Source organism: Caballeronia sordidicola, assembly GCF_001544455.2.
Classification (GTDB): domain Bacteria; phylum Pseudomonadota; class Gammaproteobacteria; order Burkholderiales; family Burkholderiaceae; genus Caballeronia; species Caballeronia sordidicola.
Genome location: NZ_FCOC02000009.1, coordinates 22,017 through 34,006 on the forward strand (window position 1 = coordinate 22,017; position 11,990 = coordinate 34,006).

The 11,990-nt window shown below is 57.3% G+C and carries 12 protein-coding genes; 11 read left to right on the forward strand and 1 reads right to left on the reverse strand.

Annotated elements, in window-relative coordinates; all coding sequences use genetic code 11:
• The first annotated feature begins 332 nt into the window (after positions 1–332).
• From AWB64_RS15820 to AWB64_RS15830, 3 genes are all read left to right on the forward strand, one after another.
• Positions 333–1,199, forward strand: coding sequence for a cytochrome c oxidase assembly protein (locus AWB64_RS15820; RefSeq protein WP_060856385.1), 867 nt, complete (start codon positions 333–335; stop codon positions 1,197–1,199).
• A gap of 359 nt (positions 1,200–1,558) precedes the next feature.
• Positions 1,559–2,995, forward strand: coding sequence for an O-antigen ligase family protein (locus AWB64_RS15825; protein WP_075643292.1), 1,437 nt, complete (start codon positions 1,559–1,561; stop codon positions 2,993–2,995).
• 243 nt (positions 2,996–3,238) lie between these two features.
• On the forward strand, positions 3,239–3,913 hold the full coding sequence (locus AWB64_RS15830; protein WP_060856387.1) for a hypothetical protein: 675 nt from the start codon (positions 3,239–3,241) through the stop codon (positions 3,911–3,913).
• A 14-nt stretch (positions 3,914–3,927) separates the two neighbouring features.
• Here AWB64_RS15830 and AWB64_RS15835 read toward each other — a convergent pair whose 3' ends face one another.
• Complete coding sequence (locus AWB64_RS15835; protein WP_060856388.1) at positions 3,928–4,824, reverse strand: LysR family transcriptional regulator; 897 nt, start codon at positions 4,822–4,824, stop codon at positions 3,928–3,930.
• 92 nt (positions 4,825–4,916) lie between these two features.
• On the opposite strand from AWB64_RS15835, the gene AWB64_RS15840 reads away from it, so the two are divergent.
• From AWB64_RS15840 to AWB64_RS15875, 8 genes are all read left to right on the forward strand, one after another.
• Entirely contained in the window at positions 4,917–5,885 is a 969-nt protein-coding gene (locus AWB64_RS15840; RefSeq protein ID WP_060856389.1) for an NAD-dependent epimerase/dehydratase family protein, read from the forward strand.
• Positions 5,886–6,402: 517 nt separating this feature from the next.
• The gene (locus tag AWB64_RS15845) at positions 6,403–8,769 is read left to right on the forward strand and encodes an ATP-binding protein (protein WP_060856390.1); all 2,367 of its coding nucleotides are present in this window, start codon (positions 6,403–6,405) and stop codon (positions 8,767–8,769) included.
• Between the two features lie 22 nt (positions 8,770–8,791).
• Positions 8,792–9,514, forward strand: a complete 723-nt coding sequence (locus tag AWB64_RS15850; protein WP_060856391.1) for a methyl-accepting chemotaxis protein — start codon at positions 8,792–8,794, stop codon at positions 9,512–9,514.
• A 15-nt stretch (positions 9,515–9,529) separates the two neighbouring features.
• Positions 9,530–10,072 (forward strand): hypothetical protein, encoded by a 543-nt coding sequence (locus AWB64_RS15855; protein WP_060856392.1) that lies wholly within the window; start codon positions 9,530–9,532, stop codon positions 10,070–10,072.
• Positions 10,073–10,127: 55 nt separating this feature from the next.
• Positions 10,128–10,493 (forward strand): response regulator, encoded by a 366-nt coding sequence (locus AWB64_RS15860; RefSeq protein WP_060856393.1) that lies wholly within the window; start codon positions 10,128–10,130, stop codon positions 10,491–10,493.
• A gap of 158 nt (positions 10,494–10,651) precedes the next feature.
• Positions 10,652–11,227 (forward strand): RNA polymerase sigma factor, encoded by a 576-nt coding sequence (locus tag AWB64_RS15865; RefSeq protein ID WP_060856394.1) that lies wholly within the window; start codon positions 10,652–10,654, stop codon positions 11,225–11,227.
• 11 nt (positions 11,228–11,238) lie between these two features.
• Complete coding sequence (locus AWB64_RS15870) at positions 11,239–11,556, forward strand: hypothetical protein (protein WP_060856395.1); 318 nt, start codon at positions 11,239–11,241, stop codon at positions 11,554–11,556.
• Complete coding sequence (locus tag AWB64_RS15875) at positions 11,553–11,888, forward strand: 4Fe-4S binding protein (RefSeq protein ID WP_060856396.1); 336 nt, start codon at positions 11,553–11,555, stop codon at positions 11,886–11,888. Before AWB64_RS15870 ends, AWB64_RS15875 begins: the two co-directional genes overlap by 4 nt.
• Positions 11,889–11,990: the final 102 nt, after the last annotated feature.

Here is an 11,990-nt window from a genome sequence, read left to right on the forward strand (position 1 = left end):
GTAAGCTCATTTGGCTTCGGTAACATGCCGAAGCCATTTTGAAAGGTAACGTCCAAACCGAGCGGCAAATCGACGCGCTTAAGCAAAAGCAAATCTTGCGTCGATTACTTCAATGCGCTCCCCGGCTCGTCTTTCCTTGGCGATGGACTAGCCGGCCGCGCTTCCAGGCCGAGTCGTTCGTGCTCGATCTGAATCGCATTTCTCCACGCGTACCGCGAGTCCAAGTTCAGATTCCCCGGCCGCCAGCGCCCCATCCGCGCAACTGCTAACATGCGAGTCGCCTGGACAGGCGTCCAGGCGCGCCCGGATTTCCTTACTTAATTCAAGCTGCCATGTCTCTATTCGATCTGCTCGTGCCGTGGGAACCCTCTTTTGGGCTCGTGGCCGTGTTCGCAGTGACGGCAGCGCTTTTTGCCCGCGGGTCGCGCCGCATTCGGATCAGCCGTACCCGTCAGGGTGCTTTCTGGACTGGCCTTGTAATGTTTTATATCGCGCTGCATACGCGGCTCGATTACTACGCCGAGCACGAATTCTTTGTGCACAGGCTCCAGCATCTCGTTTTGCATCACCTGGCGCCGCTGATCCTGATGGCCGCCTACCCTGGCAGCGCGCTCAGGGCCGGAATGCCCTTGCGTTGCCGCAGCGCGCTGCGGCGCTGGCAATACCGCCGTCCTGCGCGCCTCTTTGCGGCCTTCGTGCTGAACCCTACCTTCATTTCGGTAGCCTTTGTCGTATCGGTGGTGTTCTGGCTGATTCCATCGGTCCAATTCGTTGCGATGCTCGACTGGCGCATCTATACGTTCATGAACTGGTCAGTGGCCATAAGCGGATTGCTCTATTGGTGGATGCTGCTCGATCATCGTCCGCATCCGCCCAGCCGTACACGGCCGGGCTTGCGTGTGCTGTCCCCCGTCATCACCATGACGCCCCAGATTCTGGTCGGGGCGGTCATCACTTTCTCAAGTCACGACCTGTACCCAATTTTCACGCTGTGCGGCCGCGCATTCACGTCGGTTCCGGCAGCACTCGACCAAAGCCTTGGCGGACTCATCATGTGGGTGCCCGCTGCCGTGCTGGAAGCAATTGGCGCAATGATGGCGCTGCGTCATCTCATGCGGCTTTCAGAATTGCCGCAGCGTGCGGCGCCAAAATCGAAAGCCGGGAAAAACCAGGCAACGAAGCCCATTCTTGCAAAGTAAGCACGAGGCGCCTCCAATCCCGACGCTGGTCAAATTTCGCAGGCTAACGAATTCATTTGGTGGCCAGCCGCGAAATTAACACCGGTTCAGCGCCTCGAGCGTCCAGAATGGGCGCTCGACACACATTGCCACTCCGCGCTTTATCAAAAATACATGCGAAAGCGCGTCTAATTAAGGTCTCTAAGATCCGGTCAAGCCGTACTTCGCTCAAGAGATGTAAGAAAACCCGGATTTTATGATCGACAATTGTAATCCGGTAAAAATATCCCTATATCTCGCTGCCAAACCACCCAAAACGTCAACACGCGTCGTACAATTTCGCGCCGCCTCCTCCTAATTTATAAATATCCGGCATCGCAATGGTTAACCTGAGATTGAAGTCTTGGGCCGGGGATGCCCTGTCCACGGTGTGTGCCGTGCTGCTTTTCGTGGTCATGTTCGACCATATGACCGCAGTTAAATACATTGGCCTCGGCGTTCTCATCGCAATTCTCGCTTTGCTCGCCTTTAACTCTTTGCGAGACAAAGCAAGCAGGCGCTTGCTGCCCGCGCAACCCTTGTTGATCGCCTTAAGTGCCTGGGCGCTGTGGACTTTAATGTCGGCGGCGTGGTCTTTCGATCGTGCATTGTCCCTTGGCGCATGGCGCGACGAAGTCTTTTATCCGCTTGCCGGGTTCTTCGGCTTCTGGTTGATTGGAAAGGAAGCGCTTAACAAACGGCGATTACAAACAGTGGTGTGGGTAGCCTGCCTGATATTGGCGATCGCCAGCGTTGTCTTCTTCAACGACCTGGATCCCGCTATTCCGAAACCGGGTCTCCTGCACTTTTATGCTCGCGTTGGACATACGAGCACGCTTGCGCTCATGGCCATTCCGCTTTTTGCCTCGATGATCTCCGATCCCAATACGAGATTTCGAGGGCTTACGGGCATTGCATTTTGCGTGGTCATTGGTGGCGCAACATTGAACCGCTTTTTTTGGATCGCGCTCGCCGTGGTGGCCGTGGTACTGCTCTGGCCACGTTCGCCGCACGACCGCTTGCGCGCATGGACCGCGCTCGGCACACTGCTCGTGGCAACGCTGGCCGCTGTCGGCTTCAGCAACAAGCTGCGGCTCATGGATCTGCGTGCGAACGCAGCAACGGCTAATTCGGCGCAGGCATTGTCAGTTCCTCCGGTGAGCGCCTTGCGCGTGACTGCCAGCACGTCCGACCGCCCAACCTCCTTGCCGCACTCAGCGCATGTCCTCGCCGGGTCAAGTATTGCCAGCAGCGTAAATCGCGCCATGTCATCTGACGCGCGGCCAAGAATATGGGCGTTTTATTTGAGTCAGGTGCCGGCGCATCCGTGGTTGGGTGTTGGCTTTGGCAAGCCGTTGCCATCGCTTGCATATGAAAGCGTCATTCCGGACGATCTTGTCAAACTGGATGGCAATGTGCGAACCCATGCGCATAACATCTTCCTCAATACGCTGCTACAGGTCGGCGCTATAGGACTGCTTATCCAGCTTGCCGTGTTCACGTGCCTTGCCAATCAATTCTTCGCCATACGCCACGCTTATCCTCAGCTGTTCCGCGCGGGGTTCGCGCTGATCCTGGGCATGCTCGCCAAGAACCTGACCGACGACTTCATGTGGCAATCGACCATGCTGATGTTCTGGTCATATTCCGGCTGGCTGCTGGGTCAAACCGCAGTTCGCCTGAACGCGCTCAAGGCAACGACGCCTTTCTATCAGGCACCGCGAAGCGCCCGTGAAATCACGCTCGTGGAGCGGCCGCTGGAGCCCGCGAGCAGCTAAAAAGCCGTCCAAAAACGGGTACGCCCGCGGGTGCCACCGCCAAGTGATTTTCTTCGAACAAGCGAGGAAATCGCGGTCGATTTATGGTAAATGTAGCGACCGAAAAATACAGAAGATTTACAACCGGTTGTTAGCGCACCTATCCGAGAACACTCACAAATGAAAACAAGATTATTTTGCTGCGCACTAACGGCCCTCACACTTTCGGCATGCGGCGGCGGTGGCAGTGATAACAGCGGAGCGGTGAGCTTTGCCCAGCCCGATACATCCGGCGGCGTGGCGCAAGGTTTTTATGAAGGCACCGACACGGCGGGCGATGTGGTGAACGGCGTGGTGCTCGATACGGGCGTGTTCTACTTTGTGTACGCAAATCAGACGTCCAACACGCTGGGTCTTGTGCAGGGTACGGCAAGCCGCGCGAATGGCCCGTTGACGTCGACGGATGCGCGCAACTATGTCATTGCTCAAAATATAGTGACGCCTGAGAACATCGCGTTTTCGTTCGTGGCGCAAAGCAGCTTGAACGGCACGATTACGCCCGTCGCTTCAGGCAGCACGCCAGTCAATTTCACGACCCAATACAGCGCGGCCTACGATCTGGCTCCGAACCTCGCCGCCATCGCGGGCACCTACACTGCCGAGGCAGGATCGATCAAGGGCGGTGAATCCGTGTCGGTCACAATCGCCGCCTCAGGCGCGGTATCGGGTCGCGGTACGAGCGGATGCGTATTCACCGGAACCGCAACGCCGCACGGTTCGAAGAATGTCTACGACGTCACGGTCACGTTTGGCGGTTTGCCTTGCATTTATGCAAACAGGACGCTGACGGGCATACTCGCCGTCAATAACAACGCGCTGCTCGCCATTGCGCCGCTTGCCGACCGCAGCGACGCCTTCGTTCTGGCCGGGTCGAAGTAAGTGCGCAAGGGGCGCTAAGCCCCACGCACATACTTTTCCAGTCCCTTAGCCAAGATCGCAAAAGCAATCTTGCAACTGGGGTTATCGCGCAGGTCCTTGTGCATGGCGAGCCATGTATCGAGCTTGAGCGATACCCGCTTGGGGAAAAGCCGCACAAGCTCAGGATCGCGCCGGGCAAGACCAACCTGGCAAATGCCGATACCAAATCCTGCCCTCAACATTGCAAGCGAAGCAAGGTCACTGTCCGTACGCAATGCGAGCAGCTCGCGGCGCCATTCCGGCATTTGCGTTTTCATACCACGGATAAACGCGGTTTCCTTATCGAAACCGATCAGCGCATGGTTTTCCAGTTCGCCGATCCGCAAGGGTCTGCCACGCCGCGCCAGGTAGTCCTTACGTGCGTACATGCCCAGCTCCACGTCTCCCATACGTCGTGCGATCAACACGCCCTGACTGGGCCGCTGCATACGCACCGCAATATCCGCGTCACGCTGCAGCAAATCCTCGATGCGATTGGACGACATCAACTCGATCGTCAGTTCAGGATAAGCGGCGTGCAACTCCGTCACGATAGCCGGCAAGACCTCGACGGTGATCACCTCGCTCGCCGTGATGCGAATGGTGCCGCACACCCCTGCTCCCTGACTCGATGCGGCGCGCAGCAACGCCGTGCTAGTCGATTCCAGTGCCTGTGCATACGGACGCAACGCGAGCGCTTCCTGCGTCGGACTTAAACCCTGTTGCGTGCGAATAAAAAGCGCATAGCCGAGGGCCTCCTCAAGAGCGTCCACGTGGCGGCCGACTGTTGGCTGCGTAAGCCCTAGCGAGCGCGCCGCGCCGGACAACGAACCTTCTCGCAGCACGTCCAGAAACGTACGATAAAAATCCCAGCTCAGTCCGGATTCGTTCATACAAAAATGTATACCTGATCTATCGATTTCGACAATTTCATTTAATCACGATTCGCGCAAGAATTGTCGCTATTGAAAACCAGGAGGCAAAGATGAGCAACGAACGAATCGCATTGGTGCTGGGCGCCACGGGTGGAATTGGCGGAGAAGTGGCGCGTCAACTTTCCAGGCATGGCTGGCAAGTGCGCGCGCTGCATCGCCAACCCGCGCACCTGACCCAGCGGGATGAACGTTTCGAATGGCGACAAGGCGACGCAATGAATCGCGACGATGTCATCGCGGCCGCGAGCGGCGCAAAGCTCATCGTTCATGCGGTCAATCCGCCCGGATATCGCAACTGGGCGGCGCTGGTATTGCCCATGATCGACAACACCATCGCGGCGGCGCAAGCCTCAGTTGCGAGAATTCTTCTGCCTGGCACACTCTATAACTACGGACCCGACGCGCTGCCATTGCTCACCGAAACGTCGCCTCAGAATCCGGTCACGCGCAAGGGTGCAATCCGTGTTGAACTAGAGCGACGCTTAAAGGACGCGACGGAAAATGGCGTGCGCAGTCTTGTCGTCCGTGCAGGCGATTTCTTTGGACCGGGCAGTACGGGCAATAGCTGGTTCTCAAGCGGACTGGTGAAGCCGGGTAAGCCGGTGCGAACCCTGTTCTATCCGGGCAAACGCGGCACTGGACATCAGTGGGCCTACGTGCCGGACGTAGCGCAAACAATGGTGCGGCTGGTAGAACGAGAACACACGCTTCCTGCGTTCGCCACTTATCACATGCAGGGACATTGGGACAGCGACGGCACCCGCATGATCAGCGCGATCAAACACGCCGTCGATCGGCCGCATGCCAAGGTCTATGCTTTTCCGTGGTGGGCTTTACCTGTCATCGCTCCATTTTCGGAAACATTTCGAGAGCTTCGCGAAATGGGATATCTGTGGAGAGAGCCCGTTCGCATGGACAATGCTTCGCTGCTGAGTGTGCTAGGTGAAGAACCGCACACACCCTGGAACGAAGCGGTAAAGACCACTTTGAACGCGCTGCATTGCCTTGAAACACGTTGAGCGCTAAACCTCAATTCAATTCGTTCAAGATAAACCATTACAAATCACAGAGAGTAAAGCGCCGGATTGCACACGTGATCCGGGCAACTATTTCTTCGGTAATTATTAGATCCAGGTTATAAGCCATGCACTAAATGCATCGCGCGCATATTGCGAGATGATTGGTCACTAATTTTCCGTGGTTAAAAGCAAACGTTGGCTATTTCGATTTCAAAGCTTTATTATGAGTTTCATCTTCCTCAATCATCCCGGCGGCCTTTAGGCCCATAGCCGGCGCGTGGTTAACGGCCGTCATTCGTAAAACTTTAGACCGCCCTCCCAATTTTCTCCATTTAAAACAAAAATAATCCCTGACTAAAAAGTCTTTTCATCAAACCCCGGCTTTTCTTCTATTTAGTCACTGCTTGGTAACATTCGAGACACACCATGCGAGTCTCTTCAGATAACCATATCGCTCACAAAGACAACCTGTCTTTAGTGAAGGCCTGATAAGACTGTTTGGACCGGGGGTTCTCAAATGACTATTCGTCATCGCATCACGCTATTGGTGGTCCTGATGTTTGTCGCGCTATCCGCCATAGGCGGCTATGCCGTGTACCAGACACGCGCCGGCGCCGCCGAGGTCAGGAAGGTAACGGAAGGCGTCGTTCCCAGTGCGCTTGCATCGGCCGATCTGGTCTCGCAAGTCAAGGACGTGCAACTGGCAACCATGACCCTCGTCTATTCGCCCGACGGCAACATGGTGGCGCAGGCGCAAGAAGAATTGAAGGCGAAGAAGCTCGCGCTGCAACAGGCGCTTGCCTTGCAGGGAAGAGATGCTGCAAGCCACGCGCAAGTGGGTCTGGTCTCGCAAGCGAATGACAGCCTCGAGAACTATTTCTCGGCAATCGCCGATACAGCCAAGATGAAGGCTGAAGGAAAGGCCGAGCTTGCTCAAGCCTACTTGTTCGCCAACGTCGCCCAGTACAGGGACGAGCTCGAAGGCATAGTCGAAACACTTCGCGTGGAGAAGAACCGCGAGAAAGATGACGCGATCTCCGCGCTGAACCAGACGCTTGCAACAACGGCGACCGCTATAGCCATAGTCACGGGCATAGCAGTCTTGCTGCTGACAACCATCGGTTCATTGCTGTACCGGCAGATCACGCGACCGCTCAGCAGCATGCAGGCCATGATGAGCGAGATTGCCTCTAGCCAGGACTTTACGCGCCGCGTGCCGGTGGGACGCATGGACGAGGTGGGCCATTCCATCGTGGCGTTCAACGGCATGATCGAAAAGATCCAGCAGAACTCCGCGTTGCTCAAGCAGAAGACCGCGGATATCCAGGCAATGCTGCAAAACATGCAGCAAGGCATACTGACCGTGGTGGAAGGCGCGACCGTTCATGCGGAATATTCGGCGCATCTCGAAGCCATCTTCGAGACCAACGAGATCGCCGGACGAGAGTTGATGGACCTGGTGTTCACCAATACCGATCTTGGCGTGGATGCACGATCGCAAGTCGATGCGGCAATCAACGCCTGCCTCGGAGAAGACAGCATCAACTTCGAATTCAACCAGCATCTGCTCGTGCGCGAGACCGCTAAGCGCATGGCCGATGGCCGCGTCAAGATTCTCGATTTGAGCTGGTCGGCCATCACGGACGAGACAGACATCATAGTGCGCCTCATGTTGTGCGTGCGCGACGTAACCGAACTGCGTCAACTCGCGGCTGAAACAAGCGAACAAAAGCGCCAGCTCGAAATGATCGGCGAGATCCTCGCGGTCAATCAGGAGAAGTTCCATCAGTTCATCGAGAGTTCGGCGGGCTTCGTGAGCGAGAACGAGCGGATCATCCGCGAACATCGTCAGGCCAATGGCGCGGCAATCGCCGAACTGTTCCGCAACATGCACACCATCAAGGGTAACGCGCGGACTTATAGCCTTCAGTACCTGACCGACGTCGTGCACGAGACAGAGCAGAGCTACGATGCGCTGCGCCGCGACGACGCCGCGCAGGAATGGGATCAGGAAGGCCTGGCTCAGGAACTTGCACGCGTGCGCGATGTGATCGAGCGCTACGCGCATATTAACGAGGTGAGTCTCGGCCGCAAAGGGCCAGGGCGCGGCAGCAACGCGGAGCGCTATCTGACGGTGGATATCGAGCATATCCAGGCAAGCCTGCGTCAACTCGAGGCCGTCAATCTCGGCAACCCCGCCGACCTGATCGCCATGCGCGACGCGATGCATCAGACGCTGCGCTTGCTCGGCACTGAAAGCATTGGCGAGGTGCTCGCAGGCGTGCTGGATTCATTGCCGTCACTTGCAAAGGAACTTGGCAAGGATGCACCGGTAGTTCGCATTCGCAACAACGATCATAGGCTGCGCAGTCAGGCCAGCGGCGCGCTGAAGAACGTATTCATGCATCTGCTGCGCAATTCGGTGGACCATGGGCTCGAAACGCCGGACGTTCGTACGTCGCAAGGCAAGGCATCCAGCGGCACCATAGAAATTGAAATGAGCGTCGACACGGATACGCTTCAAATCACGTTGAGCGATGACGGCCGCGGACTCGCCCTTGGCCACATTCGCAACATTGCAGTGGAGCGCGGCTGGATCGGCGCGGACGAAACACCCAGCGACGAAGCGATTGCCGATCTGATTTTCCGTCCAGGCTTTTCCACCGCCGAGAAGGTGACGGAAGTATCGGGTCGCGGTGTGGGCATGGACGCCGTGCGCGATTTTCTCAAGCGCGAGAACGGCAGTATCGAACTGCGCTTCACCGATAGTCGCACGGGCGCCCCATTCCGCCAGTTCCAGACAGTCGTGAGCCTGCCGGACAGCATTCTGGTGCGCAGCGCCTTGTCACGCGCTCACCACGAAAGCGACGCTGTCACCGCCTGAACCGCACCCTGAAGGATGAATCGTGATTGAACAGTATCTCCTGGCCGCACTGGCAGGTTGTGCGGTAACCGCCGCCGGTGCCTGGTCCTTGCACAAGTTGTACATCGTCAAGCAGGCTGCGCGTCTTCAATCCGGAGACGCGGCCCGGGTCAAGTCGCAAATGGAAGAGCTCGCGCGCCTGAGCGCATCGGCTGACCAGCGCGATGAAGAATGCCGCGTGCTCGAAGCGGAGCTTGCGCAACTGCGCGATGATCTCGCACGACAATCCGCGATTTCGGAAGAACACCGTGCAGCGCTCGCGGCGGCCATCGACGACAAGGATCAGTGGCTCGATCACGCAAAGCGAATAGCCGACGAAGCGTCGAGGCTCAAGGCGCTCGCCTCCACTTTCGAGCGATGGCACGAACAGATGATCTCGCTCATGGCGCAGAACCAGGACATGCACGCGAAGAATCACGAGCTGTCATCCATCGTCAAGCATGTAGTGATCGTCTCGCTCAACGCTTCAATAGAAGCGGCTCGCGCGGGCGCGGCGGGACGCGGTTTCGCCGTCGTGGCAGGCGAAGTGCGCACGCTCGCGGCGCGCTCGGAAGAGTTGTCGCGCAGCTACCGCGACAGCCTGCATCGCAACGACCTGACCACCACCGCGACCTTCCAGGATATCCAGGCGGGCGGAAAGATGATCACGGCGTCGCTGAGCAGCGTGGAAGTGCTCGCGGATCAATTTCAATCAAGGCTTCACTAGGCATCAGGCAGCAACATGATCAGCAGCAACGCACAGGCGAGCATTGAAGGTCTTTTCATGAAGGCGGTCCGGTCAAGGCTGCCTCAGGAAGCGGAGGATACCTGCGACATCGTCCTGCTCGCGCGAGACGAGAACTCAATGAACGTGCGGGATTCAAATGTCGTTTTCCTTACTATTTCATCCATCCAGTTCCGGATCTTGCTGGTATTTCATTTCGACGAAGATGAACGCACACGCGGCTATTTCGTCAAGGACGTAGAAGAAGGGTCGCTACGCGACGCATTGCTCGAAACCTGCAATCTCTGCTGTGGCGCGATGAACCAGGAGCTGCTTCGATATTTCCCGGATCTCGGCATGTCCACCCCCTATGTATTGAGCGCCCGCTGCCTCTCTTATCTTGAGGAGTTAAAGCCTGACTATCTTGCGTCTTACGCCATCACCATCAGCGGATCGGTAAAGCTTGGGGCAACCGTTTGTTTTTGCGCGCATGCGCCTGTCGACTTTATCGCCGATGTGAACATGGCCGAGGAAACCAGCGGCGAGCTCGAATTGTTCTAAGGGCCAGCGAGCAAGTCCGCTCCGATTTGCATTAGAGGAAAGAAAGGAAAATATCATGTCGAAAATTCTCGTAGTGGATGACTCGAGCACCGTGCGCGACGAGGTCGCCGGTTTCTTGCGAAAGAATGGCCTCGATGTCGATACCGCTGTCGACGGTCGCGACGGACTCGCTAAACTGAAGTCGAGCCCCGGCATCAAGCTCGTGATCAGCGACGTCAACATGCCGAACATGGACGGCCTGACAATGGTCGAAAAAATTCGCGGCGAGCTTGCAAACAAGACGGTGAACGTCATCATGCTGACAACCGAAAGCAGCCCCGCTATGAAGGAACGCGGGAAGGCCGCCGGAGTCAAGGGCTGGATCGTCAAGCCGTTCAAGGGCGACGCGGTGCTGGAAACCTTCAGGAAACTCGCGAGTTAGTCAGACGTTACGGCGCGCGCCATCGAGGCGCGCGGCCGTTTCAAATTCCCTCTCCCCGCTTCACTCGCAAACCGTCTACTCTTTCCTGTAAAGCGGCCGCGCCGCCGCTTTTTTTCGTTCCGCCACAATATTCCCGTTTGTGGATCGTCATCAGGCGTATGGAACCGCCGAAGCCTCTGGGCCCGAACATCATCGAAAGCGACAACGATATCACCGCAACCGTCTTGCGTGAGCGCTCGAAGCTCGGAAATTTTATCCGGCGCCGTGTGCACGATCCCAGCGACGCCGAAGACATCCTGCAGGATGTGCTGCATGAATTCGTCCAGGCGTACCGGCTGCCCGAGCCTATAGAACAGGTCAGCGCGTGGCTGTTCCGGGTGGCGCGCAATCGCATCATCGACCGTTTTCGCAAGAAAAGAGAGCAGCCGCTGAGTGAGACCGGCGATGAAGCCGACGACGAATACCGGCTGGATCTCGCGCTCCCGGCGCAGGACGGCGGTCCCGAAGCGGCCTATGCGCGATCCGTGCTGCTCGCGGCGTTGCAGGAAGCCATCGACGAGCTTCCGCCAAATCAACGCGACATTTTCATCGCCCACGAACTGGAAGGGCGCGGCTTTAAAGAGCTTGCGTCGGAAACCGGCGTGAGCATCAACACCTTGCTTGCTCGCAAGCGTTATGCGGTGCTGCATTTGCGCACGCGTTTGCAGCCTGTGTATGACGACCTGAATATTTAAGGAGAAAACAGATGAATTTCCGATTGAAGATATTGGCCAAGATAGTTTTGGCATTGATCGCGGTCGCTGCTTTGGGATGGCTGGTCATGACCTTGTGGAACTGGGTCGTTCCGGCGTTATTCGTTGGCGGCCGTCTGATTGATTTTCCGCATGCACTGGGCCTTCTGGTATTGAGCCGGATACTGTTCGGCGGTTTCCGGGGACACGGCGGAGGCTGGCGTGGACGGCGGGAATGGCGGCGCTGGGAACGAATGACGCCTGAAGAGCGCGAGCAATTCAAGAACAACCGGTGTTCAGTTCGCAAGCCGCGTCAGGCTGACAGTGTATGAGCGTCGAACACGCGTCCACGGCCGGGGCCGGATTAGGGTCCCCCGCTGCCTGCAAGCAGGCGCCCGGCGTTATCGTACCGGTGGTGAACCTGAAGCGTTGCGAAGGCAAGGCCGACTGTGCCGTAGTCTGCCCGGAAGACGTGTTCCTGATTCGCCGCATCGACACAGCGGACTATGCCCGCATGGGGCCGTTGAATAAACTCAAGCTGCGCGTGCATGGAATGAAAGTCGCCTATACGCCCAACGCAAACGCGTGCCGCGCATGCGGCTTGTGCGTCACCGCATGTCCTGAGCGCGCGATTACTTTAGCGAAGGCTATCCAGGAAGCTTGAGGCAACACCCATTGGCCTTCGATACCACCGGCGCATCGCGTGCTAGCATGCCAGCAACCAGACTCAGCGGGTGCGCTTGATCGAGGCGCTGCAAAAAGCCTT